Consider the following 25285-nt stretch of genomic DNA (forward strand, 5'->3'; position numbering starts at 1 on the left):
GCCTCAGGCCTCCTTCAGGGCAGTGACCAGCGCGTCGAGGGTGGTGTCGACCTGCTGGGGGGTGTGGTCGCAACAGAGGAAGAAGCGCAGCCGGGCGCTCTGCTCCGGCACCGCCGGATGGAGGATCGGCTGCACGTTGATGCCCTGGTCATACAGGGCGTGGGAGAGACGGGCCGCTAGCGGCGAGCTGCCGACGATGACGGGCACCACCGCCGCGCCGATGCTGTGGCCGGTGTCCAGGTCGAGCGCGCGGGCGCGCTCGAGGAAGTAGCGCGAGATCTCGTGCAGTCGCGCGACCCGCTCGGGCTCCTGGCGCATCAGGCGAAGGGCCGCCAGGGCCGGGGCCGCCACCTGGGCGGGCAGGCCGACGCTGTAGAGAAAGCCAGGGGCCAGGTAGCGCAGCATCTCCACCAGCGCCCGGCTGCCGGCGATGTAGCCGCCGCAGCCGGCGAGGCTCTTGCTCAGGGTCCCCATCCAGATATCCACCGCCTCGCTGGCCACCCCGAAGTGCTCGCGCAGGCCCAGGCCATGCTGGCCGAGCACGCCGAAGGAGTGGGCCTCGTCCACCATCAGCCAGGCCCGGTGGCGGCGCTTGATCTCGATGAAGCGGGGCAGTGCAGGGACGTCGCCGTCCATGCTGTAGAGCCCCTCGATGACGATCAGGGTGCGCTCGAACTGGTGGCGATGACGCGCCAGCAGCGCCTCCAGGGCGTCGGGGTCGTTGTGGGGGAAGGCGATGCGCCGGGCCCCGGAGAGCTGGGCGCCCACCAGGGCACTGTTGTGGATGTACTCGTCGTGGAGGATCAGGTCCCTGGGGCCCATCAGGTGGCCCAGGGTGGAGACATTGGTGGCATGGCCGCTGACGAAGGCCACGGCATCCTCCGCCTGGTAGGCCTCGGCGATGGCCTGCTCCAGCTCGCGGTGGATGGGCCGCTCACCGGCCACCATGCGACTGGCGGAGACCGAGGTGCCGTGGCGCGCCACGGCGTCGCAGGCCGCCTGGTTGATCCGGGGATCCCCGGAGAGCCCCAGATAGTTGTAGCTGGCGAAGTTGAGGCAGTCGCGGCCGTCGATCCGCGAGGTGGCGCCGGCGATGCCCTCATGCACCTTGAAGAAGGGGTCCGACAGGCCGAGCCTGCGGGCCCCTTCGCGTATCAGGGCGATCTGCTGGTAGGCGGGGTGGGCGTCGAAGCGCGTCAGGTGCTCCGACACCGCGCCGTGCTCCTCCGGCGGCTTCGCGTCACCCACCGACGGGGCGGCCGCCGGGCGCGGCCGCCGCCGGGCCTGGGCCAGCAGCCGCTGCTTGAGGTCCTCCCGGGAGGCGCTCATGAGTGGGCCTCCTCAGCGGGTGCTGCCACTGCCACCGAGGCTTCGACCCCGTGGCGCGAGGCCAGCGAGGCGGTGATCTCGCCCTCGTCGTCGCCCGGTTCCTGCTGCTGGAGGCGCTGGATCAGCACGCCGGCGAGCTTCTCCAGGGTCGAAGCCTCGCTGAGCACCATCACCGGCACCTGGACCCCCAGGCGAGCCTCGATGGCGGTCATCAGCTCGACCCCCATCAGGGAGTCGAAGCCCATCTCGTACACCGATCGGTGTACATCGATCTTCTCCTCGTCGATCAGCAGGATGGCAGCCAGCTCCGCGCGCAGCAGATCGGTCACCGCCCCCTGGAGCTCCTCGGGAGGCAGCTCGGCGAACAGGGCCGCGAGGTCCTCGTTGCCTTCCGAGCGGCGGTCGCCGTCGTCGGCGGCGCGGGCGATCTCGCCGAAGCGCGGAGCGTCGGCGGTGGGCAGGAAGCGAGCCAGGGCATGCCATGCAAGCTCCAGCACCCCGAGGCTCGGACCGCCCAGGCGGTCGCCGTGATGGACCAGCAGCCGCTCCAGCACCGCCAGGGCCTCGTCGGAGTGCAGGGCATCGCCGCCGAGGCGTTCCTGCAGGGCATCGCGAGTGCGGGTGTTACGGGCCAGGAAGCCGACGTCGTCGATGGCGCCCCAGCGCAGGCAGCTGGCCGGCAGGCCCCGGGCGCGCCGGCTGGCGGCCAGGGCCTCGAGCCAGTGGTTGGCGGCCACGTAGCTGGCCTGGCCGGGGTTGCCGAACAGGGTGGTGGCCGAGGAGTAGAGGACGAAGAAGTCCAGCTCGGCATCGCGGGTCAGCGCATCCAGATGGCGGGCGCCGTCGATCTTGGGGGCCAGCACGGCCCGGATGCGCTCGGCGTCCAGGTTGCGCACCAGGCCGTCGTCGATGACGGTGGCGGCATGGATCACGCCGCGCAGGGGCGGATGCGTCTCGCGGCAGGCGTCGAGCAGCCGCGCCAGCGCCGCCCGGTCGGTGATGTCGCAGGCGGCAGCGGTGACCTGCACGCCCTGGTCGCGCAGGGCGGCCACCCCGGCCTGGGCCTCTTCGGAGGCGGCGCCGCTGCGCCCCACCAGGATCAGGTGGCGGGCGCCACGGCGGGCCAGCCACCGGGCGCTCTTCAGGCCGAAGCCGCCAAGTCCCCCGGTGACCAGATAGCTGGCCTCGGCCGGCAGGGTCAGCTCGGCGTCGGCCAGCGGCGCGTCCGGCAGCGCATCGGTGGACGCGGTGATCGCGGGCTCCCGGGTCACCACCACCTTGCCGATCTGCCGGGCCTGCTGCATGTAGCGGAAGGCCGCCACCACCTGCCGTGCGCTGAAGGCGGTGTAGGGGAGCGGGCTCAGGGTGCCGTCCTGGAACAGCGCCATCATCTCCGCGAACAGGGTGCCGGTGAGTTCGGGCTGCTCCTTCATCAGCTGGTCGGAATCGATGCCGAAGTAGCTAAGGTTGTTGCGGAAGGGCCGCAGGCCGATATGGGTGTTCTCGTAGAAGTCGCGCTTGCCGAGCTCGAGGAAGCGGCCGAAGGGGCGCAGCGCCCGCAGGTTCTGGTTGATCGCCTCGCCGGCCAGCGAGTTGAGCACCACGTCGACGCCGCGACCGTCGGTCGCCTCGAGGATCTCCTCGCCGAAGGTGAGGGCGCGGGAGTCGTAGAGGTGCGTCACGCCCATCAGGCGCAGGAAGTCGCGTTTCTCGTCGGAGCCCGCGGTGGCGTGAATCTCCGCCCCCAGCCACTGGGCCACCTGGATGGCCGCGATGCCGACCCCGCCGGCGGCGCCGTGGATCAGTACCGACTCGCCCGGGGCAAGGCGCGCCAGGTGCTTCAGCGCATAGTAGACGGTGAAAAAGGTGGTCGGGATGGTGGCCGCCGCGGCGAATCCAAGCCCCTCGGGAATCGGGGCCAGGGCGTTACGCCCGGCGATGACGCGGTCGCTGAAGCTGGCCGGGCCGAAGCCCACCACGGCGTCGCCCACGGCCAGGTCCTCGACCCCGGGGCCCAGCGCCACCACGGTGCCCGAGAACTCGAGCCCGAGGGTGGGGCCGGCGAAGCCGTTCTCAATCGCCTCGTCGGAGAGCAGGCCCAGGGTATACATCACGTCGCGGAAGTTGAGCCCGGTGGCCCTGACCGCGACCTCCACCTCGCCGGTGCCGGGCTCGGGGAGCGGTCGGGGTTGCCAGGCGAGGTGGCGCAGCTGGCCGGGGAGCGGGAAGCCCAGGGTCATGGCGCGGCGCGGCGCCGCCTCTGTGACGCGATCGGTGCCGGGGGCCGGCAGGGGGCGCAGCCGGGTCGCGTAGCGTCGGCCCTGGGCGTCGAGGACGATCTCGCTCTCGGCATCCGGGGCGGTCAGCTCGATGACCAGGGCCTCCAGGAGATCCGGGCCCGGCGTCCTTCCATCGGCGGGCAGGTCGAGCAGGCGCAGGTGGGCGGACTCGTTGGCCAGCGAGCGCCCGAAGCCCCACAGGGCGACGTCGGCCGGTGGCTCGCTGGCCTCGCCCTGGCCCCACATGGCAGCCACTCCGCGGGTCACCAGCCACAGCTCGGCCGGCTCGCCGAAGGCTTGCAGCTCGTGGGGCCAGCGGGCGGCCTGGGCGCAGCGCTCCCCCGACTGGCGCAGGTCGACCAGGGTGGTGGGCAGCGCCTCACCCTGGCGCTCTTCTTGAACTTCCGCTGGCAGCGACGGCGTCTCCACCACGGCGACATCGTGGCCACGGGCCCGCAGGGCGGCGGCGAGAGGCTCGGCGATACCGCGGCCGGCGGCGTCGGCGACCAGTCGATAGCGCCTGGCGCAGGCCGGCACCGCCGGCACCGCCGGCACCGCCGGCGCCGCCTCGGCCATCGGCATCCGGGCGTGGATCAGGTAGGCACCGCGTCCCGCCCCGCCCAGGGGCAGCGTCTGCAGGTCGGTGGCGCCCAGGGCGGCGAGCGTGGCGATGACCTCCTCCGGCTCGGTGGCCCGCAGGGGCGCCCCGTCATCCTCCAGGCCCGGGGTGGCCAGCAGGGTATCGAGCCAGGCGCTGGGGTGCAGGCCCAGCACCAGCAGCGGGGCGCCCGGGGCGAGACGCCCGGGAAGCGCCTCGAGCAGGCGGCGGCTGCGCTGGCGATGGCTGGGCTCGAGGGTGATCAGGGCGAGCTGGGCCGGTGCGCCCCCCTCGGCCGGGGCGTCGAGCCGTTCGATGTCGATCAGCGGGTAGCGCTCTTGGAGCTGCTCGGCCTGCTGCCAGGAGGCCTCATCCACGGCCAGGATGCGGTAGTCGCAGCGGTCGGGGTCGAACAGGTCGCAGAGCCGTTCGCCGACGGCCGGGGCTGCCGTGCCTGCCTCCAGCAGCCGCAGGCGCTGGCCCGCCGGCAGGTTGGCCAGCAGCGGCGCCAGGGCGCGGCGCAGCCCGCCGGCGAGGGCCTGCCAGCCCTCTTCGCCCAGCAGCTGGCGGGACAGCGGCGCCAGGCCGTCGGGGTCGAGGGCCAGGGACTCGGCGTCCTCGGCGCCCGCCAGCAGCGCCGGCAGGTGCAGGCCGAAGCGGCCCAGGCGCTGGACGGGGGCGAAGTAGTCGGGATAGTCGCGCAGCAGCAGCTGCCAGATCGTCGTGGCCGCCACCGGCTCGTCCTCGGCGGCCAGGGTCCAGCCCTGCTCGTCGCGGCTGAGGCGTCCGGCTCCCTCGAGCAGCCGCAGCAGCTGGTCGAGCAGCGGCTGGATCGCGAAGCGTTGCCGGGTCAGATCGCGGTAGCGGGCATGGCTCAATCGGGGGCCGCCGGCGAGGCCCTGCAGCGCCTCGGCGGCGAACGCCTCGGCCAGGCTGTCGAGCAGCGGGTCGACCTCGTCGGCGAAGCGCCCGCCGGTGGCCCGGGCGAGCTCGTCGAGCAGCGCCGGCAGGGCGGCCTGCAGTGGCGCCGGGTCGAGGGGAATCGGCTGCCGCGGTGCCGGGGTGAGCGCCACGTCCAGGTAGGCAAGGCGCTGGTGGTGCTGGCGCTTGAGGCGTACCGCCTTGAAGCGGGCCTCGCTGAGCACCGCCACCGCCTGGCCCCGGGCATCGAAGAGCGCGAAGTCGGCCGTGAAGGAGTGGGGGGAGCGCCGGCGCAGGGTGGCCTGGGCGAGGGTGGGCACCCCGCCCTCGGGCAGGTACTGGAGGCGGCCGACGCGAACCGGCACGAAGGCCAGGCCATCGTCATCGGCCTCGCCCCGGTGGTGGGCCAGCAGGGGAAGGAACAGCTGGAAGGCGCTGTCGAGGATGCCGGGATGCAGGTGCAGCGCATCGAGATGCTCGGTGATCGCCTCCGGCAGCGCGATCTCGCCGATCACGCTCTGCTCCTCGACCCAGGCATGGCCGATGGCCTGGAAGGCGGGGCCGTAGTGCAGGCCTAGCCGCTCCGCGAGGTCCAGGTGCTGTGTCAGGGTGACGTCGGGGGCCCGCGCCGGGCGTGCCGGGGCGGGGCGACGCAGCAGGAAGCCGCGACTCTGCGTCATGATGCGGGCCACGGCGTTGAGCTGCCAGTCGCTGCCCGACTGAGGCTCGCGGGAGTCGAGCGACAGCCGGCCGCTCTCCGGCGCCAGCCGTGTCCGCAGGCGCCGGCCGTGGGGGCCGTCGAGCAGCAGCGGGGCGCGAATTTCCAGCTCCTCGATATCGACGATCGCAGCCTCGTTCGCCTGGTGGGCGGCGGCCAGGGCGACCTCGACGAAGCCGGCGCCGGGGAAGACCGCCCCCTCGCCGACCACATGGTCGGCCAGCCACGGCAGCCGCCCGGTATCGAGGTGGCTCTCCCAGGTGTTGGCCTGCTGGGCCAGCGGGTAGCCCAGCAGCGGATGGGCGTAGTGGCGCTCGAGCAGGCCCATGCCGTCGCCGGTGCCCTTGAGCCAGTAGTGCTCGCGTTGCCAGGGGTAGCGGGGCAGCTCGACCCGGGCGCCCGCCTCGGGGAACCAGCGCCGGTCATCCACCTCGATGCCGCTAAGCAGCGCCTGGCCTACCGCCTGGGTCATGCAGCGAGCGGCCGGTGCGTCGCGCTCCAGGGTGGCGATCACCGTGCCCTGGCACTGCCGGTCGCGCAGGGACTCGTTCAGGTAGCGACGCAGGATCGGATGGGCACCGATCTCGATGAAGGTGTCGATGCCCTCGTCGATCAGCGAGCCGATAGCCGCCTCGAACCGCACCGGCTGGCGGATGTTGTCCCACCAGTAGTCGGCGCCAAGCGCCTGGCCGGCCAGTGGTGACCCGGTCACGGTGGAGACGTAGGGGATCCGCTCGGCGCCCGGCACGAGGCCGGTCAGCGCCTCGACCAGGCCAGCTTCGATGGGATCCATGGCCGGGCTGTGGAAGGCGTAGTCCAGGGGCAGGCGCTTGGCGAGGGTGCCGCCTTCCGCGAGCGCCTGCTCCAGGCGCGCCAGCGCCTCGGCGGGGCCGGCCAGGGTGACCCCGCGGGGGCTGTTGATGCCGGCGAGGCAGACCGCCGCATGCTCGGGGCGGGCGAGCCACTCGCCGATCTCCTCGGCCCCCATGGCCACCGCGCTCATCTCTCCCTGGCCCCGGGTCAGGCCCTGGTAGTGGCTGCGGTAGTGGATGACCCGCACGGCGTCAGCCAGCGCGAGGGCGCCGGAGGCCCAGGCCGCGGCCACTTCACCGACGCTGTGGCCGACCACGGCTCGGGGCTCGATGCCGTGCTCGCGCAGCAGGGCAGTCAGGCCGACCTGCAGGGCGAAGAGGGCGGGCTGGGCGATCTCGGTGCGTGCCAGGCGGCTCTCGCCATCGTCGAGAGTGCCGTTGCGACCCTCGAGCTCGGCGCGCAACGAGAAGTCGCCGAGGCGCCGGAAGAGGGCGTCCACCTCGTCCACGGCGGTGGCGAAGGTCGGGGAGCTCGCCAGCAGCTCGGCGCCCATGGCCTCCCACTGGCAGCCGTTGCCCGCATAGACGAAGGCCGGGCCCCGGGCGTCCTCCCGGTATTGCCCCGTGGCGACCTCGGCCGGGCGCTCCTCGGCCTCGGGGTTGGCGAAGGCGGAAAGCAGACTTGCGGCCTCGGCCTTGCTCCCGGCGAACAGCAGGGCCCCCTCGCGGTGGTGGTCGCGATGGTGCTGGAGGGTATAGGCGATGTCGTAGAGGGAGGCCTCGCTCTGGTCAAGCCAGGCCGCCAGGCGGCCAGCCTGGGCCCGGAGGGCAGGTGCGCTGCGGGCCGTGAGGCGCAGCGGCAGCGGCGCGGTGATGGCCGGTGCCGGAGTCGGCACCTCCTCCGGCGGGCTCTCGAGGATGACGTGGGCGTTGGCGCCGCCGAAGCCGAAGGAGTTGACGCCGATCACCAGACGCCCCTCGGGCTTCAGGGGGAGCGGCTCGGTGACCACCTGCAGGTTCCAGTCGTCGAGCTTGATATTGGGGTTGAGGGTGCGGATGCCGATGGTCGCCGGCACCTCGCGGTGGCGCAGGCTGTAGAGCGCCTTGGCGAGCCCGGCCACGCCGGAGGCGGTCTCCAGGTGGCCGAGGTTGCCCTTCACCGAGCCGATGGGCAGCGGAGCGCGGCGGCCTCTCGCCAGGGCGTCGCCGATGGCCCGGGTCTCGATGGGATCCCCCACCGGCGTGCCGGTGCCATGGGCCTCCAGGTAGTCGATCTCGTCGGGGGCGATACCCGCCTGACGGTAGGCCTGGTGCAGCAGGGCCGCCTGGGCGGTGGGGCTCGGCACGGTGAGGCCCGACTTGTGGCCGTCGGTGTTGACCGCCGAGCCCGCCACCACGGCGAGGATGCGGTCGCCGTCGGCCAGGGCCTGCTCGTGATCCTTGAGCAGAAAGAGGCCGGCCCCCTCGGAGCGCACGTAGCCGTCGCCATCCGCGTCGAAGACCTGGCAGCGGCCGGTGGCGGAGAGCATGTTCGCCTTGGAGAAGATCAGGAACCCGTAGGGGTGCAGGTGCAGGCTGATGCCGCCGGCCAGCGCCATGTCGGTCTCGCCGCTGCGGATGGCCTGGCAGGCCTGGTGGAAGGCGACCAGCGACGAGGAGCAGGCGGTATCCAGCGACATGCTGGGGCCGTGCAGATCGAAGACGTAGGAGATCCGGTTCGACGCGATGCTCGAGGTGTTGCCGGTGGCGGTGGAGGCATCGATGACGCCGGGATCGTCGGCCATGCGGAAGAAGTAGTCGAGGCTGGCGATGCCGACGAAGACCCCGCACTGGCTGCCGCGCAGCCGCGAGGGCGGGACCCCGGCGTCCTCCATGGCCTCCCACGCCAGCTCCAGCAGCAGGCGCTGCTGGGGGTCCATGTTAGCGGCCTCTCGCGGCGAGATGCCGAAGAAGGCGGCATCGAAGCCGCTGATGTCGCCCAGGCTGCCGGCGGCGAAGGTGACGCTGGTCCCCGGGTGGCGTCGATCGGGGTGCTGGTAGGCCTCCTGGCTCCAGCGCTCCTCGGCGACGCGGGTGACCATGTCCTTGCCGCCCTGCAGGTCCTGCCAGAAGGTCTCGGGCGTGGTGCCGGGGAATCGATGGGCGGCCCCGATGATGGCGACGCGTCTAGTCATCTCTTGCTCCTGATCTCACTGGGTCTTCCTTGAATCCTGAGCGCGGCCGGCGTGGCGCCGGCCGCTCCTGGCCCGTGGGCGTGGCCATGTCGAGCAGTGTCTCCTGCAGCAGGGGGCCCAGATCCGCCACCGGCCGCTGGCGCGGCGCTGCCGAACCGCTGGCCCGGGGGGACCAGATGGCGTAGTGGGTGTGGCCGTCGGGTGGCCCATGGCGGCCATAGGCCTCGGGCAGGATGGGCACGTGGTCGCCGTACCAGCAGAGCAGCCCGGGGCGCGAGTGCGCGGTGAGGGCCTGGCGCAGTCGGGCGATCATGCGGTCGGCATTGGCCAGATGGCGCAGGTAGATGGCCAGGTCGTCATGATCCGGCGAGCGCGTCGCCTGGGCCGTCAGCCGGGCGTAGGCGTCCTCGGGCACGGGACGCTCGAGGTGCAGCGGTCCATGGTTCTCCATGGTGATCACGAAGAGGAACAGTGGGCGTTCATCCCGCCCTTCCCGAAGCAGCCGCGCCACCCGCTCGGCGACGGCCAGGTCGCCGACGTATTGTCCCTCGCGATCGCCGGGCGCGAAGTCGGCGTCATCCAGGAACTGCTCGAAGCCCAGCCGCGGCATGACCCGGTGGCGCTGGTAGAAGGTGGCCGGGTAGGGGTGGAGGCAGACGGTGCGGTAGCCGAGCCGACGCAGGTTGGCCACGAGGCTCGGCACCGGCCGGCGGGCCAGCTGGCGATAGGGATTGAAGCGATGAATGCCGAGCTGTTCCGGATCGAGCCCGGTGAGGAAGGCGCTCTCGGTGCGCACGGTATTGGCGCCCCAGGCGGGCACGACGAGGGGCCCCTGGTAGAGTGCCTCGGCACACAGGACATCGAAGTGGGGCAGCAGGTCCGGGCGCACCAGCGGGCACCAGGGGCGCGGGTCGAAGAAGGACTCGTTCTGCACCACCACCAGGTCGGGCAGGCGGCCGCTGATCGGGCGCCTGGGCGGGGGGACGAAGGGTGAGGCCGGGAGTGTGCTCGAAAGCGGCTGGAGCGCCAGCCGCCCGTAGGCCCACAGGGCGCCGACGAGCCCCAGTCGGGCTAGGTCTGCCTGGGGCTCCAGAGCGGGCGCCGGCAGCCGGCGCAGGCCCAGCCACAGCAGCGGCAGGGCGATCATCCCGAGGGCGCTCGTCGCGGCCAGGAAGGGGCCGACGCCCAGGCGGCTCGCCAGGGAGGGCTCCCACCACAGGAAGGCGCCAATGGCCAGGGCAGCGGCGGTGCTGGCGGCCAGCGCCAGACCGATGCCGAAGAAGGGCACATAGAGCCGCGGGTGGCGCAGGGCATCGACGAAGTACTCGAAGTCCTGGCAGATGAAGGGCTCGTTCAGCGTCCTGGACTTGACGTTGCTGGACTGCACCACCACCAGCTGCAGGGCGAGAAGTCCCCCGGTGGCGAACCAGGGGCGCTGCACGGCCAGCAGGCAGAGCGCGAAGAGCAGCAGCCAGCTGCCACCGTGCAAGCAGAGGGTCGCGGGCGGTCGCCGCCAGGGGGGGCGCACGTGGGGGCGCAGCAGCCCCTCGAGGGCAACACTTGCGCCCAGGCCGGCCAGGGGCGGCAGCCACAGGGCGGCGCTCATGGGCGCTCTCCGTAGCCGAGCCAACGTAGCAGCCGCTGGGAGAGCGACTCGGGCAGCACGGCGAGCCACCAGCAGCCGTGGTTCAGCAGCCACGGGAAGGCGATGCGGGCGCGGTTGCGCGTCACCCCGCGGCGGATGGCACGGGCGGCGCGCTCGGGGGACCAGCGCCAGGGCTTGGGGCCCGGCATGGCATCGCACATGGCGGAGCTCACGTAGCCCGGCATGACCACGCTGACCCCCACGCCATGCGGCGCCAGGTGGCCGCGCAGCCCCTCGCCGTAGGCCTTCAGCCCCGCCTTGCTGGCGCTGTAGCTGGGCGTGACTGGCAGGCCGTGCCAGGCGGCCAGTGAGCTGATGAAGACCAGCTGGCCGCGGCCGCGTCGCACCATGGCCGGCGCCAGGGCCTGGGCCATGGCCATGGGCACGCGCAGGTTGATGGCCAGCAGCTCGCTCACGTCCTCCCAGGGCTCGAGCGCGCCCGCAGCCCCCACGTGGCTGTTCTGGCCGGCGTTGGCGAAGACGATATCGGGCAGGTCCCGCTCGGCCAGGTCGGCCAGCCAGGCACTGAGCTGGCGATCGTCGGTCAGCGCGATGTCGCTGAGCTCCACCCGGGCCCCGCTGGCTCGGCAGGTCTCGGCCAGGGATTCGAGCGCCTCCCGTCGCCGGCCATGCAGCACCAGATGCGTACCGGGGGCGGCATACTCCCGGGCCAGGGCACCGCCGATGGCGCCGCTGGCGCCTGTGATCAGGACGCCAAGCGATCCGGCCATGGGAGCCTCCTCGGCGGTTGGCGGCGACACTGGACGGGGGCTGCCAGCGACAGCAGTCGCTCCAGCGGGGAGCGTCGTGCGGTCAGGGCCGGCACCGCATTGGCCACCGCGAGCTCGATGCCGGCGCCGCAGTAGAAGCCGCCATTGAGCTGGGAGGTATGCATCACGGTGCGGCGGAAGGCGTCGAACAGGCCGCCATCGGGTGGGGAGGGTTCCCGCCAGAACTCATCCAGTCGGCCGTGGAAGGTGAGGCCGTCGAGATGGTAGATGGGATCGCTCAGGGCGAAGGTCGGACGGCCATGCTCGAGGGAGACGATCCCCACGGTGCTGTTGACGGTCACGGTGCCGGCACAGCGCTCGAGCAGCATATTGAGATCGCCCGACTCGAGGTAGACGATGCGCTCCTCCAGGCCGAAGCGGTGCGCCAGACGGGCGATGCTGCGGGCATTGTGGTCGAGCCCGGTGTCCAGGGGGTGGTTCTTGATGCAGAGCAGGGCGTCGCCCGGGGCATGCATGGCGAAGGAGGCCATGACGTGCGCCATCACCTCCCGCATGTCGGCGAAGGGCGAGTGGTCGCGAATCTGGGCGTCGGCGTTGAGCTGCAGGGGCAGCACGAAATAGGGGCGCTGGCCCTCGACCAGCGCCTGGATACGGCGCGCATCCCGGGGCTTCCAGGCGCGCAGCTGGGTGAAACGCTTCAGGTAGCCGGCATACTCGACGGGCGCGGTGACCGGCGCGTGGTTGCGGTAGTGAGGGTAGCGCAGCGGGTTGGTGAGCCCGGCCAGGTGATAGAGCACGTCGTGGGTGGCCCGCACGCGAAACGGCGAACGAAAATGCGCCGGGGCCGGCAGCGCCGGCAGGCGCCGGGCGACGTCGCGATACCAGCGAGGGTCGCGGGGCAGCAGCGAGTGGCCGTTGACCCCTTCGCGCTCCAGGGTGATCCAGAAGGGGCGGAAGTAGCCCTCCTCGAAGACATGGGAGCGGATGCCGGCGGCCGCGGCATCCTCGAGGGCGGTGCGGTGCACGGGGCGCTGGTCGCCGAACAGCACCTGGTCGGTGATGGCGTGACGCTGCCAGAGCTCGGACAGGAAGGCGGGCAGGGCCGCGAGCGGCTCGCGGAAGTCGTAGGCAGGCCCGATGCCGCGCTGCCAGTAGGCCCGGTCGCCGGCGTTGTAGTGCACCTTGACGATGCGATGGCCGTCGGCGGCAAGCCTGGCGGCGAGCCGTCGGTGGAAGGGCGAGCAGACGCCCTGCAGGAACAGGAAGGAACGGCGTATCCGGGTCACGTCAGTGTCTCCCGATGAAGGCGTTGCGGTAGGCCCGGTAGAGGCGTGTCTTCCAGCCGAGCGGACGGCCCCGGCCGCGCTCCCGCTCCAGCAGCGCCACGGCGGTCTCGGCGTTGCAGAGCTGGCGCGTGCGGGGGTCCACGTAGACCGGGTAGAGGATCAGGGTTGCGGCCACGAGGGCATCCAGGCACAGCTGGCGCCGGCGCCGCGGGCAGGCCTGGTGGTCCTGGGTCAGGCCCCAGCCGGCATAGAAGGGCAGGCCGTAGGTGGTGACCAGGCGGCCACGCAGCAGGGCCTCGAAGCCGGTCAACGAGCTGATGGTGTGGACCTCGTCGACCGCCTCCAGCAGGGTGGCAATGTCGACATCGGCGACCTCGTGGTCATGGAGCGAACGCGCCTCGGGGGGCAGCTCCCCCTGGCGGGCACCGGTGATCACGTCCGGATGGGGTCGGTAGAGGAGGCAGGCGTCGGGGTGGGCCTGGCGAACGGCGGCCAGCAGCGCCGCATTGGTACGCACCTCACCGGCGCCGCGGGCGATCGAGGCGTCGGTCTCCACCTGGCCGATGACCAACAGGCGAGGCCGCCCGTCGGCCGGTGGCAGCGTCCGGGTGCCGGTCAGGTTGTACTTGGAGAGGCCCTGGCGCACCAGTCGCTGGCGCAGGGCGGCGGCGCGCCTGAGCAGATCGGCATCGAACTCCTCCTGCTCGAGCAGGCGCTCCAGGTCGCTCGGACGGGCGGGATCGTAGTAGATGCCATGCCTGTCGAGCACCAGCGACAGCGGGCGGGTCAGGTCGACGCCGAGGCCCACCGAGCGGATGAAGCCGTCCTCCATCCGCCAGAGCGGCACCCCCTCTCGCTGGCAGGCCGCGTGCAGGTCGTCGTCGACGCCCGTCGACCAGGCCAGCAGGCGCTCGCCGGGTCTCGTCCTTCCCGGGTCGGCGGGGCCCCGCTGGTGTCGGCAGCGGGAACCCTGGCCCAGGAAGTCAGCGACGAAGCCGCGCTTCCAGCGCGAGAAATCGCTGGCGACCCAGTCGCCGGCGAGGCGCGCCTGCTGACGACGCTGGTCGACGATCAGGTCGATGGTGGCCTCCAGGGTGCTGGCCTCGCCGGTATAGGGGTTGGCATAGCGGCTGTAGCGCAGGTAGGCCGCCGCGAAGAGCTGGTCCAGCGAGCGCGGCATGCCCCGTCGCGGACAGGCCTGGCGGTCCTCGGTCAGTCCCCAGCCGGCGAAGAAGGGCAGCCCGTGGCAGACCACGCGCCTGCCGGCCAGCAGGGCCTCGAAGCCGAGCTGGCTGGTGACCACATGCACTGTCTCGACGGCATCGAACAGCGCCCAGGGGTTCACGTCTTCGGCGATCACGCGGCAGCGGGGGTGGTGGGCATAGGCCAGCAGGTGGCCGCGCTTCTTGCCGGCGATCACATCCGGGTGGATCTTGACCAGGATCTCCGCGTCGGGATGCTCGTCTAGTGCCGCCTGGAGCATGCTGGCGAAGGTGGTCGCATCGGCCCCCCCGTGATGGATCGAGGCGTCGCCCAGGGTCTGGTCGACCACCAGGACCCGCTGGCGGTCGCTGGGCGGCAGGGGGCGGTCGGGGGCGTGGTTGTACTTGGAGAGGCGATGCCTGGCGATCCGTGCCATGGCCTGGCGCGCCCGCGCGAGTTCATCGGCGCTGAAGCCCGCCTCGATGATCAGGCACTCGAGATCCGACGCCCGGGAGGCGTCGTAGTAGATCCCCCGGCGGTCCACGACCAGGCTGTGGGGCTGGTAGCCCATGGCGCCCAGGCCCAGCGAGCGCAGGAAGCCATCTTCCAGCGCCACATAGGGGAGGCCGTGGCGCCTGGCCAGCCGCTGGGCACGCCTGGCGGTGGGCTTGCTGCCCCAGCCGAGAACGGCATTCGCCGCCGTGGTGCGCCCCGGGCCGAGTGCCTGAACCCGAGAGAACTCCGGCAGGAATGCGGTAAGTGCGGTCAGGCGGCCAATGCCGCGTGACAGATAGCCTGCGATAGATCCTTCCATCGGCAAATCCCTGAGCGTCGGCTCCGACCATGATCCTTCATGGTCTTCATGTGCTGAGGCTGCGAAACGTACGTCATGCGGCTGTACCCTTCAATTCGCATCGTGTGAGCGTCCACCTATGCTTGTGTGCGAATGGCGACAGGGCTCTTATCCCCGGTCCCGTGGGCCCCGTCAGGGTCGGGCCCCTGCCGGGCAACACGGCCGACGAAGCGCGGTTTCGTTATCTTTATACCGTTAACTCTGTTGGGGCAGGCAAGGGGCATCGCGGAGGCGAGAGGCCCGTGTCAGCCGGGATGCACCCAACGAAACGTCAGGCTGATGCGCAGCCCGGGGATCCGCCGAGGCAGCAGGGCGTGCTGCAGGCTACGCTGCACGCCGGGTCCCATGACCAGCAGGCTGTCGTGGGGCAGCCAGGCATTGAAGGGCGCAGCGGCTCCCGCGTTTCCGCCAGAGGTGGCACCTGGCTTCAGGCGAAAGCGCAGCGGGCGCTCGGCCCCCAGCGAGACGGCAGCGATCAGCGGGTCGGGTCCGAGCTCGGGCTCGTCATCGCTGTGCCAGCCCATGCGCTCCTCGCCCCCCGCGTAGCGATTGACCAGCACGCTGTTGAAGCCGGCTTGCGTGCCGTGGTCTGCCAGGGCGGCGATCACCCGATCCCGCAGCTCGGTCACGGCCGGGTGCCAGGAGGCGGGGCGAAAGTCCTGCCCCGAATAGCGGTAGTGCGCCTCGGGGTCGCCCATCCACACCTGGGCGCGGGGAATGACGTGCTCGCGGCCGTAGAGGCGCAGGGTGGGGCGCTGCCAGGTGAGCTCGGCATCGAGGATGTGAAGCAGACGGGAGGCATGGGGCTCCCCCAGCAGGGGCGCCGTGAGCCACAGCGGCGGGTCGGGGAGCAGGATCTCGGTCGGCATCGCCCTAGGATGCCACGGCGCCGGGGATGCGACGAGCGTCAGCCGACCAGGGCCAGGCTCGCGCCGGCGAATAGCAGCCCAAGCAGGGCACCGGCCACCACATCGCTCAGGTAGTGCAGGCCGAGGCCGACCCGGGAGAGGGCGATCAGCAGCACCAGCGGGACCAGCCAGGGCGCCAGCCAGGGCAGATGGTTCGCGGTCAGCACCAGGAACATCACCGCATGCATGGTGTGGCCGCTGGGAAAGCTGTAGCGGTCCCGGGCCGGCTCATGGGAGCGCACGTTGCCCACGAAGGTGATGAAGGGACGCTCCCGGCACAGGCGCGTCTTCACCAGGCGGTAGACGGCGATGGCGACCAGCGCCGTCAGGGTGTACTGCACCAGGTGCCGCCAGCCGCCGCTCTCCTGCAGCAGCGGCTGGGCGAGCACCAGGGCCACCCAGGCGGGCCAGTCCCCGAGACGGCTGGCCAGGCGGAGCAGCCAAAGCCAGGGGCGATAGAGGTTGAGGCGGCCGATGCGCTGGCAGAGTCGCCACTCCAGCAGGTCGAGGCGGTCAAGCAGGGCGGGGGCGCGAGTGTCCATGGGGAGTCTCCCGGGCGTGGTCGAGAACAGCGAGGAAGGCGTCGGCGATCGCCGGCCAGGCGTAGGCCAGCGCCCGCTCACGGGCATTTCGCCCCAGGCGGGCCCGTCGGGCCGGCTGCTGGCAGAGGGTAACGGCGGCCTCCCGGAAGCCGGCGACGTCATCCACCGCCGGCGCCAAGCCGTTGAGGTCGTGGTCGATCAGCTCGGCGCCGGCGGCATGCCGAAAGGCCACCGTGGCCAGGCCGCTGGCCATCGCCTCGAGCAGCACGTTGCCCCAGGTCTCCGAGAGCGAGGGGAACAGGAAGAGGTCGGCGCTGGCATAGTGGCGCGCCAGGTCGTCGGCGGGGATGAAGCCGGTGAAGTGGGCATGGGGCAGCGAGGCCGCCAGGGCCTTGCGTCCCGGGCCGTCGCCGACGATGACGATGCGCGCATCGGGGCGGGCCTCGCCGATGGCCACGCAGCTCTCCCGCAGCAGCGCCAGGTTCTTCTCCGGGGCCAGGCGTCCCACGTGGAGGATGACCGGGGTGTGTTCGCCGGCCCCCCAGCGGGCGCGCAGGGCGGGGTCGCGGTGGGCCGGGGAGAAGCGCTCCCCGTCGATGCCGCGTGCCATGACCCGCACCTCCCGGAAGCCATTGGCCGTGAGCGCCTCGGCCTGACTGCGGGTCGGCACCAGGGTGGCCTGGCTGCGGTTGTGGAAGGTGCGCAGGCGGCGGCGCACCGGGCCGCTCAGCCAGGGAACGCCATAGTCATGGCAGTAGTGGTCGAAGTTGGTGTGCCAGCCGGCGACGCTTGGGATGGCGAGGCGCCGCGCGACACCCTGCGCCGACCAGCCCAGCGGGCCCTGAGTGGCGAGGTAGACCACGTCGGGGCGCTGCTTGCGCCAGAACTGGGTGAGGCAGCGGGCGGCGGGCAGCCCCAGGCGGACCTCCCGGTAGCCCGGCAGCGAGACGCTGCGCACCCGAAGCTCGGCCTCCATGCCCTCGCTGCGTGGCGCAGGTATGGCCGGCGTCGGGCGTACCAGCTGCAGGCGATGGCCGCGTGCGATGGCTTCCCGGCTCAGGTGACCCAGGGTATGGGCGACGCCGTTGATCTCCGGCGCCCAGGTTTCGCTGACCAGACAGATACGCATGTGCATCCCCGCGGCGTGGCGGGCCCGTCATGGGCCCCGTCACCCGTCGAGGATGGGCCTGCGCGATGACACCCCGGCGACGCCGGGGTGACGGTTGCATGACGCGGTTCAGCGCAGTACGCGGCGCGGATCGATCGGCTTGCCGCCGTGGCGCAGGTCGAACAGCAGGTCATGGCGCTCGCTGGTGCTGCTGTAGCCGACCTCGCAGAGCGGGTCGCCGCGGCTGACCCGGGCGCCGTTGGCGACCAGGGTGGTCTCGCACAGGGCGTAGACGCTCTGCAGGTTGTCGGCGTGGTGGACGATGACCACCTGCCCCAGCTGGCGCATGCTGTCGGCGAAGCGCACCTCGCCATCGGCTACTGCGCGGGCCCGGGCGCCGCGGCCGGTGGCCAGCAGCATCGGCTGCAGGGTCCCGCGGCTGTCGGCACCGAAGGCACGCACGATGCGGTAGTCCTCCAGGGGCCAGGGCCAGTTGCGGGCCGAACTCGGCAGGTTGCCGGGGTCGGGGAGGCTGGCTCGCGCCGGGGCGGCGGCGCCCCCCGTCCCGCTCGAGCCGGCTTGCGCCGGGCGAGAGGCACCGGCCGAGGCGCCGCCGGCGAGGGGGACCTGGATGAGCTGGCCGACCCTCAGGGCGGTGGGCTGGACCCCGGGGTTGGCGGCCTGGATGCGCGACGCACGGGTGCCGAAGCGGCGCGCGATGCTCGAGTAGGTATCGCCGGGCCGGACCTGGTAGCGATAGGGGCCGCCGGAGGGGGCACGCTCCTGCTGGGTGGGCATCAGCAGGCGCTGGCCCACGGCGAGGCGCCGCGGGTCCACGTCGGGGTTGAAGCGCTGCAGCCGCTCCAGGGGGACCTGGCCGCGGCGCGCGATCTCACCCAGGGTATCGCCACGCTGCACTTCCACCCAGCCGCCGCTTTCGGCGGTGGCGGTGGTGCGGGTGCTGCTGGGGGCATCGGGGCGCGAAGCGCAGCCAGCCATCAGCAGCGCCGCCAGGGTCAGCGCGAGAGCGAGTCGTCCTTTTCCTGCCACAGGGCGTTGAGCCATGAGTGGAAGCGCTCCTTGAGGTCGGGGTCGTCCTGATAGTCCCCCTCGAGCATCCAGGCTGGTACCGGGAGGACGCGTGCCTTCAGTACCACGCGCTGCTCCTGCCCGCACAGGAAGCCCCAGAAGGTGGGGTCGGGGTTGTCATAGCTCAGGGTCACGTCGAGGATCCCTTTCAGCCGGTCGCCGAGCAGGTTGATCACCTGGGCGATGCCGCCGGCCCTGGGGCTCAGCAGATGGCGGAAGGGGGCGCCCTGGGCCTCGCGCTTGGCCGGCGTGAAGCGGGTGCCCTCGAGGAAGTTGAAGATGGCGATGGGCGCCTCTCGGGCGCGGTGGCACATCCGCTCGGTGGCCTCCTGGTCGCGGCGCGCCAGGTGGGGGTGGCGGGCCCGCTGCTCGGCGCTCATGCGGCGCATGAAGGGATACTCCAGGGCCCACCAGGCCAGCCCCACGATGGGGATCCAGATCAGCTGGCGCTTCAGGAAGAAGCGCGGCATGGGGATGCGGCGGTGCAGGGCGAAGAACAGCACGAAGATGTCGGTCCAGCTGCGGTGGTTGGAGATCACCAGCCACCATTGATCGCGACGCAGCCCTTCGGGGACCTCGATCTCGAAGCGTGGCTTGAGCCAGTGGCGCATCCACCACAGGTTGACGCCGATCCAGTTGAGGGCCACGGCGTTGAGCCCCTGCAGCACCCGGCGGCGCAGGGCGCGGCCGGGCGTCACCAGCTTGAGCAGGGTGAGCAAGATCAGCGGAACGCCCCAGAACAGGGTGTTGAGGGTGAGCAGCACAAGGCTGACGAGACCCTTGAGGGTCGGCATGCGTCTCTCCGTGGGCAGTGGGAGGGGCAAGGATGCGGCAATGCTAAAGGATCGTCGGCCGGCTGCCCAGCGTCCTCACTCGGCCACCGGCTCGGCTCGGCCGAGGGTCTCCACCAGCACCTGGCGAAGCGCGAGCGCGGCGGCGGAGAGCTCGCCGTGGGTCAGCATGCCGACGGCGTGCTCGATGGCCGGGTCGTCCAGCGGCAGGCAGCGGGCACCGAGCTCCTCCATCTGCCGGGCGCACAGCGAGGGTACCGCGCTGACGCCCAGGCCGCTGGCCACCATGCGCCCCACGGTGGCCAGCTGGTGGCTCTCGAAGGCGGACGGCAGGCGGATGCCGCGTTCGCCGAGCTGCTGCTCGAGTAGCCGGCGGACCATTGAGGGGCGCTGCAGGGCGATGAAGTCGTGGGTCAGCAGGGTCTCCCAGCTGAGCCTCTGGTGATGGGCCAGCAGCGAGCGGGGCGGCACCACGGCCACGAAGCGGTCGACGAACAGCGGGGTGAAGGCCAGGCTGCCTACCGCCTCGGGCTCGAAGGCGATGCCCAGTTCCACCTGGCGGTCGCGCACCATGTCGATGACCTGCTCGTTGATCACGTCGTGGACCGTGACGTTGATGCGCGGATGGCGACTGCGGAAGGCCATCAGCGCCGGCGGCAGCAGGTTGCTGGCGAACGACGGCATGGTGGCCACCGCCAGGCGACCCAGCTGCAGGGTGAAGCGCTGGCGCATCAGCTCCTCGGTGTTGTCCCACTCCGCCAGCAGCCGCTTGGCCAGCGGCACGAAGGACTCACCTTCCGGGGTGAGGCGCACGCTGCGGGTAGTGCGGATCAGCAGTCGCCCCCCCAGGCTCTCCTCGAGCCCCTTGATGGCCAGGCTCAGCGCCGGCTGGGAGAGATGCAGCCGCTCGCAGGCCTGGGTGAAGCTCAGGGACTGGGCCACGGCGAGGAAGGCGCGAAGCTGCTTGACGGTCATGGCATGCTACCAAGGTCAAATTTATAAGCCGGATTGATCAATCAATAAGAAAAACAAACTTAACAAATATATCACCAGGTACAACACTGGGGCCATCGTGTCCCCTAGGACCCGCTATCTTTCACTCCCGAGCCGCCTCCAGGGCGCCGACACCACAGCGTCCCCCTGGCCAGGCTCATTCACAACAACACGAGGCGCCACTCACTATGGCCGGATTCGACAAGCGCGTTAACTCCTACGAAGAGGCGATGGCAGGCATCGAGAGCGGCATGACCGTCGTTGCCGGCGGCTTCGGTCTCTGCGGTATCCCCGAGAACCTGATCGCCCAGATCAAGCGCCTGGGCGTCAAGGACCTCACCGTGATCTCCAACAACTGCGGCGTCGACGGCTTCGGCCTCGGCATCCTGCTGGAGGACAAGCAGATCAGCCGCATCTACGCCTCCTACGTGGGCGAGAACGCGATGTTCGAGCAGCAGATGCTCAACGATGAGATCGAGGTGATCCTGACGCCCCAGGGCACCCTGGCCGAGAAGATGCGGGCCGGGGGCGCGGGCATCCCCGCCTTCTACACCGCCACCGGCTACGGCACCCCGATCGGGGAGGGCAAGGAGGTGCGCGAGTTCAACGGTCGTCACTATATCCTCGAGGAGGCGTTCCACGCCGACTTCGCCATCGTCAAGGGCTGGAAGGCCGATCGCTACGGCAACGTGGTCTACCGCGACACCGCCCAGAACTTCAATCCGCTGGCCGCCACCTGCGGCAAGATCACCGTGGTGGAAGTGGAGGAGATCGTCGAGCCGGGCGAGCTCAAGCCGGACCAGATTCACACCCCGGGCATCTATGTCGATCGCATCATCCAGGGCAGCTTCGAGAAGCGCATCGAGAAGCGCACCGTCCGCGAGGCCTGAGGCCGCCGCGATGCGCTGACCGCCGGCCTGGCCGGCGCTTCCTGAGCTTCTCCCCCGAAGCTGTTACATCGAACAACGAGGCAACAAGATGGCACTTACTCGCGAACAGATGGCAATGCGCGTGGCGCGCGAACTCGAGGACGGCTTCTACGTCAACCTGGGCATCGGCATCCCGACCCTGGTGGCCAACTACGTGCCGGACGGCATCGATGTGATGCTGCAGTCCGAGAACGGCCTGCTCGGCATGGGGCGCTTCCCCACCGAGGAGGAGGTCGATGCGGACATGATCAACGCCGGCAAGCAGACGGTCACCGCCCGCCCTGGCGCGGCGATCTTCGACTCCGCGGAGTCTTTCGCCATGATCCGCGGCGGCCACGTGGACCTGACCGTGCTTGGCGCCTTCGAGGTGGACCAGGAGGGCAACATCGCCTCCTGGATGGTCCCGGGCAAGCTGATCAAGGGCATGGGCGGTGCCATGGACCTGGTGGCCGGTGCCGAGAACATCATCTGCACCATGACCCACGCCTCCAAGCACGGCGAGTCCAAGCTGCTCGAGAAGTGCAGCCTGCCGCTGACCGGCGCGGGCTGCATCAACCGGGTGCTGACCGACCTGGCCTATCTGGAGATCAAGGACGGCGCCTTCCACCTCAAGGAGCGCGCTCCAGGCGTCTCCGTGGAGGAGATCGTCGAGAAGACCGCCGGCAAGCTGATCGTTCCGGATCACGTGCCGGAGATGACCTTCGACTGATAAGGTCACACGTGAGACTCACTGGCCCGGTCGCGATGCGACCGGGCCAGTGTCGTTGGGGGCCGTGAAACGGCTGGTGTTCAGGCGATCTCGCAGCGGGTGTGATGGGGCAGCAGCAGCTCCACGGCTCGCTCCTGGTTGGCGCTGACCGACTTCTGCACCAGGGCGAGCCCGCCGCTCTCGATGCGGTGCTCGTCGCCCTCGGCGAAGGGCAGGCGCTGGGAGCAGGCCGGGTAGAAGCGGTAGTCGAGCAGCCCGGAGACCGGGAAGATGCCGTGGTGGCGGTCGCTGCTGCCGCTGAAGCCGCTCTCCCCGAGCCGCGCGTCGAAATACTCGAGGGAATCCCCCAGCCGTTGGCAGTCGAAGCCAGCATGGTGGAGACGTGGACCGTTGACGGCCAGCAGGCCGGCCAGGGGGTGGGCCTCGCGAAGCCTTTGGTAGGTGTCCCAGTCCGGCATCGGCCAGGGGCGGCCGCGGCACAGCAGGTTCTGACCGCGCTGGTCGGCCACCGGGGCCTGGGTCATCAGGGATTCGAGCCGCTGGCGCGGCTCCCGGGAGAGGGTACCCAGCTGCAGTTCGGCCAGCACCAGCCAGGGGCCATCGTCCGGCGGGGAGAGCAGGGTCACCAGCAGCCCGCGGTCGGCCATGGCGTGGCGATGCCTGGGGCGATAGCCCAGATGCGCCAGGCTTGGCATCAGGGCATCCATGCTCCAGGGCCCATGGTTGAGCGTCAGCAGCGCGAGATATTCCGCGGGGGCGTCCATCGGCCAGAGCCGCAGGGCGCCCACTTCCGGGTGTTGATGAACGTAGTCCAGCCACAGCTGCTGGACGAACTCTTCCCTCTGCATCTCGCTGGCTTCCCTTGTCGTCTGATGCTGGCGGGAAGTATAGGCGGGTGCCGCCCGGGGGCTTTCAACGCCGCGATGACGCTTTCGGGTGGCCGGAGGCGCGCTGCAGGGAAGGGTGCTGGCTCACACGCTGCGGGCCGCCTCCAGCAGGCGATGCTCGCGCACATACTGCTCGAACTCGGTGTAGCCGCCGATCGGGGTCTCGTCGATGAAGATCTGCGGCACGGTATGCACCGGCTTGCCGATGGTCTTCTCCAGATCGGCCTTGGTGATGCCCTCCGCCTGGATGTCCACGTAGCGGAAGCCCTCGATGGCGCCGGCGCCCTGCAGCCGGGTGGCCAGCTCGTTGGCGAAAACGCAGAAGGGGCAGCCGGGGCGGCCGAAGATGACGACGAACATGCAGACTCCTGGTGGGGATGTAGTCGAATGGTGCCGATTGTGACGGATCGGCATCGGGTACGCCAATAGTCGACATCAAGAGGCGCCATTGGCGGGCCCTATGGGGATGCGGTGTGCTTCAGCGCGGGATGCGCTCGCCGCTGTCGGCGTGGCGCAGCAGCTCGCCCAGCTCACGATGGATGCCGGGGCTCGCCACCAGCAGGTTCTCGCCGTAGAGATCCTCGGGAAAACCTTCGGGGCGGGGGTAGAGGTGCCCGGTGCGTGCGCCGGCCTCCCGGGCGATCAGCCAGCCCGCGGCGAAGTCCCAGGGCGAGACGCTCTCGTAGTAGGCATCGAGCCGGCCGCAGGCGACGTCGCAGAGGTCCAGCGCGGCGGAGCCGTTGCGGCGCACGTCCTGGCAGCGCTCGAGGACTGCGGTCAGGCGGCGCATCAGCGGCGGGCGGCTGTCGCGGCGGTAGGGGAAGCCGGTGCCCACCAGACAGCGCTCGAGGCTGCCGGTGCGGCTTGCCTGGATGGGCTGCCCGTTGCAGCGGGCACCCTGACCGTCGAGTGCCGTGAAGGTCTCACCGAGGAAGGGTGCGTGGACCACCCCGAGGCGCACGCGGCCCGCCACGGCCCAGGCGATGGAGACCGCCACGTGGTGGAGGCCATGGGCGAAGTTGACGGTGCCGTCGATGGGGTCCACCACCCACAGCGGCGCCGGGCTGCCAAGCACCTCGCGATCCGGGGCGAGCTCCTCGCTGAGCCGCGCTTCGCCGGGAAAGCTCGCCTCGAGGCGCGCGGTGATATGGGTGTCGACGGCGATATCCACATCGGTGACCAGCTCGTGCCCCTGCTTGTAGCGGTGGCCGAAGGTCCGCTGTTCCCGCGCCTCGCGGATCATCTGGCCGGCCTCCCGGGCGATCTCGACGGCCAGGGCAAGGCGTTCGGCATCGGTCATGACGGGCTCCATGGGGTGGGGAAACGGCCTTCCAGCATAGCAGGCCAGGCTGAACCGCGGGGAGGGCGACGCTATACTGCCGCCCACTTGCCGAGGAGCCCACCATGCATGCCCTGACCGCCGAGCAGTATGCCCGCCTGCGCCAGCTGGCCGAGGCCTGGACCCATGCGCACCTGCGCGACGCCAAGGCGTCGCCGGCCTTCAACCCCCGCCTGGCCGCCGATGCCCTCTGTTTCCAGCGCCACACCGACCCCGAGCTCGGCGAGCAGCTGGTGGGGGCCCTGGTCACCCCGGTGTCGCTGTGGCTGGTGATGGTGCCCGCGGCCGACAGCGTCGCGATGCCCGAGGTGGGCAGCCGTCACTGGCTGGCGTTGCCCTCGGGGGAGTACCCGCTGGAGACCGTTGCCCTGGGAGCATCGGCCTGGTGTCGACGCCTGGTGCTGCTCGACGATCTCTCCGACCTGGTCAGCCGACCGGCCGCGAGCCGGCTGGCCCAGCAGCTGATGGAGCGGGTGATGACCGATGGCCCGCCCGGCGATGGTAGCGCCTGAGAGCGGGCGGCCTTATGCTGGGGGCGCTTCATTTTTCCAGCCCCGCGCGCTGGGCATGATAACGAAAAGACAAGGAGCTGCTGATGTCAGGAACCGCCCCCATTACTCCCCGCGTTGCCCTGGTGACCGGCACCTCGAGCGGCATCGGTGAAGCCGTGGTGCGCCACTTCTGCGCGCAGGGCCACCAGGTGCTGGCCGTGGACTTCAACCCGGCGGGTGCCGAGGTCGCTGAGCAGGCCGGCGCCGTCTTCTTCCAGGCCGACCTGACCGATGGCGAGGCCTGCAAGGCGGCGGTGGCGGAGGCCATCCGCCGCTTCGGGCGGGTGGACATCCTGGTCAACAATGCCGGGATCCAGCATGTCGCTCCCATCGAGGCGTTCCCGGAGGAGAAGTGGCGTCAGATCATCGACCTGATGCTGACGGCCCCCTTCCTGCTGACCCAGGCCGTCTGGCCCTCCATGCGTGAGAACGGCTGGGGGAGGGTGATCAACATCGCCTCGGTGCATGCCCAGGTGGCCTCGCCCGGCAAGTCCGCCTACATCAGCGCCAAGCACGGCATGATCGGCCTGACCAAGACCGCGGCGCTGGAGGGCGGGGCCCAGGGCATCACCGCCAACGCCATCTGCCCGGCCTATGTGAAGACCCCGCTGGTGGACAACCAGATCGCCGACCAGGCGAAGCTCCACGGTATGGAGGAGCAGCAGGTGATCGAGCAGATCATGCTCAAGAACGCCGCCGTGAAGCGCCTGATCGAGCCCGCCGAGGTGGCCGAGCTGGTTGCCTACCTGGCCTCGGATGTCGCCGGTGCGGTCACCGGCTCGAGCTGGAACATCGACCTGGGCTGGACGGCGCAGTAAGCGCCCAGCCACAGGCGCCGAGCTGCGCGCAACCCCCGAGGCCATGGCCTCGGGGGTTGCGTCTGGGGGGTC

Annotated in this window: 19 protein-coding genes; 4 read left to right on the top strand and 15 right to left on the bottom strand. The window is 71.0% G+C overall.

The genetic code is table 11. The features are described 5' to 3' along the window. Positions 1 to 3 precede the first annotated feature (3 nt). From D1793_RS04050 to D1793_RS04105, 12 genes are all read right to left on the bottom strand, one after another. Positions 4 to 1329 (bottom strand): aminotransferase class I/II-fold pyridoxal phosphate-dependent enzyme, encoded by a 1326-nt coding sequence (locus tag D1793_RS04050; protein ID WP_119021000.1) that lies wholly within the window; start codon positions 1327 to 1329, stop codon positions 4 to 6. Further along, entirely contained in the window at positions 1326 to 8831 is a 7506-nt protein-coding gene (locus tag D1793_RS04055) for a type I polyketide synthase (protein WP_119021001.1), read from the bottom strand. The genes D1793_RS04050 and D1793_RS04055 overlap by 4 nt, the downstream gene beginning before the upstream one ends. Beyond that, positions 8824 to 10437 (bottom strand): LTA synthase family protein, encoded by a 1614-nt coding sequence (locus tag D1793_RS04060; protein ID WP_119021002.1) that lies wholly within the window; start codon positions 10435 to 10437, stop codon positions 8824 to 8826. The genes D1793_RS04055 and D1793_RS04060 overlap by 8 nt, the downstream gene beginning before the upstream one ends. Further along, on the bottom strand, positions 10434 to 11207 hold the full coding sequence (locus tag D1793_RS04065; protein WP_119021003.1) for an SDR family NAD(P)-dependent oxidoreductase: 774 nt from the start codon (positions 11205 to 11207) through the stop codon (positions 10434 to 10436). The genes D1793_RS04060 and D1793_RS04065 overlap by 4 nt, the downstream gene beginning before the upstream one ends. Next, positions 11183 to 12493, bottom strand: coding sequence for a capsular biosynthesis protein (locus D1793_RS04070; RefSeq protein ID WP_119021004.1), 1311 nt, complete (start codon positions 12491 to 12493; stop codon positions 11183 to 11185). The genes D1793_RS04065 and D1793_RS04070 overlap by 25 nt, the downstream gene beginning before the upstream one ends. A 1-nt stretch (position 12494) precedes the next feature. Continuing rightward, positions 12495 to 14510, bottom strand: a complete 2016-nt coding sequence (locus D1793_RS04075; protein ID WP_119021005.1) for a capsular polysaccharide biosynthesis protein — start codon at positions 14508 to 14510, stop codon at positions 12495 to 12497. A 284-nt stretch (positions 14511 to 14794) separates the two neighbouring features. Beyond that, the gene (locus tag D1793_RS04080; protein WP_119021006.1) at positions 14795 to 15418 is read right to left on the bottom strand and encodes an alpha-ketoglutarate-dependent dioxygenase AlkB; all 624 of its coding nucleotides are present in this window, start codon (positions 15416 to 15418) and stop codon (positions 14795 to 14797) included. 38 nt (positions 15419 to 15456) lie between these two features. Then, positions 15457 to 15999, bottom strand: coding sequence for a phosphatase PAP2 family protein (locus D1793_RS04085; RefSeq protein WP_119021007.1), 543 nt, complete (start codon positions 15997 to 15999; stop codon positions 15457 to 15459). Beyond that, positions 15971 to 17128, bottom strand: coding sequence for a glycosyltransferase family 1 protein (locus D1793_RS04090; RefSeq protein WP_119021008.1), 1158 nt, complete (start codon positions 17126 to 17128; stop codon positions 15971 to 15973). Before D1793_RS04090 ends, D1793_RS04085 begins: the two co-directional genes overlap by 29 nt. A gap of 108 nt (positions 17129 to 17236) precedes the next feature. Continuing rightward, positions 17237 to 18172: a LysM peptidoglycan-binding domain-containing protein gene (locus D1793_RS04095; RefSeq protein ID WP_119021009.1), complete on the bottom strand. Its 936-nt coding sequence runs from the start codon at positions 18170 to 18172 to the stop codon at positions 17237 to 17239. After that, the gene (locus tag D1793_RS04100) at positions 18124 to 18990 is read right to left on the bottom strand and encodes an acyltransferase (protein WP_119021010.1); all 867 of its coding nucleotides are present in this window, start codon (positions 18988 to 18990) and stop codon (positions 18124 to 18126) included. The genes D1793_RS04095 and D1793_RS04100 overlap by 49 nt, the downstream gene beginning before the upstream one ends. Positions 18991 to 19065: 75 nt before the next feature. Next, on the bottom strand, positions 19066 to 19962 hold the full coding sequence (locus D1793_RS04105; RefSeq protein ID WP_119021011.1) for a LysR family transcriptional regulator: 897 nt from the start codon (positions 19960 to 19962) through the stop codon (positions 19066 to 19068). A gap of 206 nt (positions 19963 to 20168) precedes the next feature. On the opposite strand from D1793_RS04105, the gene D1793_RS04110 reads away from it, so the two are divergent. Next, a complete protein-coding gene (locus D1793_RS04110) occupies positions 20169 to 20870 on the top strand; it encodes a CoA transferase subunit A (protein ID WP_119021012.1) in 702 nt (233 codons plus the stop codon). A gap of 88 nt (positions 20871 to 20958) precedes the next feature. Beyond that, complete coding sequence (locus D1793_RS04115) at positions 20959 to 21618, top strand: CoA transferase subunit B (protein ID WP_110068656.1); 660 nt, start codon at positions 20959 to 20961, stop codon at positions 21616 to 21618. An 80-nt stretch (positions 21619 to 21698) separates the two neighbouring features. On the opposite strand, the gene D1793_RS04120 is transcribed toward D1793_RS04115, so the two are convergent. The 3 genes from D1793_RS04120 to D1793_RS04130 form a co-directional block, all read right to left on the bottom strand. Beyond that, the gene (locus tag D1793_RS04120) at positions 21699 to 22466 is read right to left on the bottom strand and encodes a DUF1338 domain-containing protein (protein WP_119021013.1); all 768 of its coding nucleotides are present in this window, start codon (positions 22464 to 22466) and stop codon (positions 21699 to 21701) included. A gap of 123 nt (positions 22467 to 22589) precedes the next feature. Then, positions 22590 to 22865 (bottom strand): GrxA family glutaredoxin, encoded by a 276-nt coding sequence (locus tag D1793_RS04125; RefSeq protein ID WP_119021014.1) that lies wholly within the window; start codon positions 22863 to 22865, stop codon positions 22590 to 22592. A 118-nt stretch (positions 22866 to 22983) separates the two neighbouring features. Next, positions 22984 to 23805 carry an inositol monophosphatase family protein gene (locus D1793_RS04130; RefSeq protein ID WP_119021015.1) on the bottom strand — a complete coding sequence of 274 codons (822 nt, stop codon included), beginning with the start codon at positions 23803 to 23805 and terminating at the stop codon, positions 22984 to 22986. A gap of 104 nt (positions 23806 to 23909) precedes the next feature. Here D1793_RS04130 and hybE point away from each other — a divergent pair, with 104 nt between their 5' ends. Together hybE and D1793_RS04140 are read left to right on the top strand one after the other, a co-directional pair. Then, positions 23910 to 24356: a [NiFe]-hydrogenase assembly chaperone HybE gene (gene hybE / locus D1793_RS04135; RefSeq protein ID WP_119021016.1), complete on the top strand. Its 447-nt coding sequence runs from the start codon at positions 23910 to 23912 to the stop codon at positions 24354 to 24356. An 83-nt stretch (positions 24357 to 24439) separates the two neighbouring features. After that, on the top strand, positions 24440 to 25213 hold the full coding sequence (locus D1793_RS04140; RefSeq protein ID WP_119021017.1) for a 3-hydroxybutyrate dehydrogenase: 774 nt from the start codon (positions 24440 to 24442) through the stop codon (positions 25211 to 25213). Positions 25214 to 25285 lie beyond the last annotated feature (72 nt).

This window comes from Halomonas sp. JS92-SW72, from assembly GCF_003547075.1.
Classification (GTDB): Bacteria; Pseudomonadota; Gammaproteobacteria; order Pseudomonadales; family Halomonadaceae; genus Halomonas; species Halomonas alkalicola.

What these genes read in the sequence shown, in the direction of transcription:
- D1793_RS04050 (WP_119021000.1), bottom strand. Translation starts at nt 1,329, where the DNA reads ATGAGCGCCTCCCGGGAGGACCTCAAGCAGCGGCTGCTGGCCCAGGCC.
- D1793_RS04055 (WP_119021001.1), bottom strand. Translation starts at nt 8,831, where the DNA reads ATGACTAGACGCGTCGCCATCATCGGGGCCGCCCATCGATTCCCCGGC.
- D1793_RS04060 (WP_119021002.1), bottom strand. Translation starts at nt 10,437, where the DNA reads ATGAGCGCCGCCCTGTGGCTGCCGCCCCTGGCCGGCCTGGGCGCAAGT.
- D1793_RS04065 (WP_119021003.1), bottom strand. Translation starts at nt 11,207, where the DNA reads ATGGCCGGATCGCTTGGCGTCCTGATCACAGGCGCCAGCGGCGCCATC.
- D1793_RS04075 (WP_119021005.1), bottom strand. Translation starts at nt 14,510, where the DNA reads ATGGAAGGATCTATCGCAGGCTATCTGTCACGCGGCATTGGCCGCCTG.
- D1793_RS04080 (WP_119021006.1), bottom strand. Translation starts at nt 15,418, where the DNA reads ATGCCGACCGAGATCCTGCTCCCCGACCCGCCGCTGTGGCTCACGGCG.
- D1793_RS04085 (WP_119021007.1), bottom strand. Translation starts at nt 15,999, where the DNA reads ATGGACACTCGCGCCCCCGCCCTGCTTGACCGCCTCGACCTGCTGGAG.
- D1793_RS04090 (WP_119021008.1), bottom strand. Translation starts at nt 17,128, where the DNA reads ATGCGTATCTGTCTGGTCAGCGAAACCTGGGCGCCGGAGATCAACGGC.
- D1793_RS04095 (WP_119021009.1), bottom strand. Translation starts at nt 18,172, where the DNA reads ATGGCTCAACGCCCTGTGGCAGGAAAAGGACGACTCGCTCTCGCGCTG.
- D1793_RS04100 (WP_119021010.1), bottom strand. Translation starts at nt 18,990, where the DNA reads ATGCCGACCCTCAAGGGTCTCGTCAGCCTTGTGCTGCTCACCCTCAAC.
- D1793_RS04105 (WP_119021011.1), bottom strand. Translation starts at nt 19,962, where the DNA reads ATGACCGTCAAGCAGCTTCGCGCCTTCCTCGCCGTGGCCCAGTCCCTG.
- D1793_RS04110 (WP_119021012.1), top strand. Translation starts at nt 20,169, where the DNA reads ATGGCCGGATTCGACAAGCGCGTTAACTCCTACGAAGAGGCGATGGCA.
- D1793_RS04115 (WP_110068656.1), top strand. Translation starts at nt 20,959, where the DNA reads ATGGCACTTACTCGCGAACAGATGGCAATGCGCGTGGCGCGCGAACTC.
- D1793_RS04120 (WP_119021013.1), bottom strand. Translation starts at nt 22,466, where the DNA reads ATGCAGAGGGAAGAGTTCGTCCAGCAGCTGTGGCTGGACTACGTTCAT.
- D1793_RS04125 (WP_119021014.1), bottom strand. Translation starts at nt 22,865, where the DNA reads ATGTTCGTCGTCATCTTCGGCCGCCCCGGCTGCCCCTTCTGCGTTTTC.
- D1793_RS04130 (WP_119021015.1), bottom strand. Translation starts at nt 23,805, where the DNA reads ATGACCGATGCCGAACGCCTTGCCCTGGCCGTCGAGATCGCCCGGGAG.
- hybE (WP_119021016.1), top strand. Translation starts at nt 23,910, where the DNA reads ATGCATGCCCTGACCGCCGAGCAGTATGCCCGCCTGCGCCAGCTGGCC.
- D1793_RS04140 (WP_119021017.1), top strand. Translation starts at nt 24,440, where the DNA reads ATGTCAGGAACCGCCCCCATTACTCCCCGCGTTGCCCTGGTGACCGGC.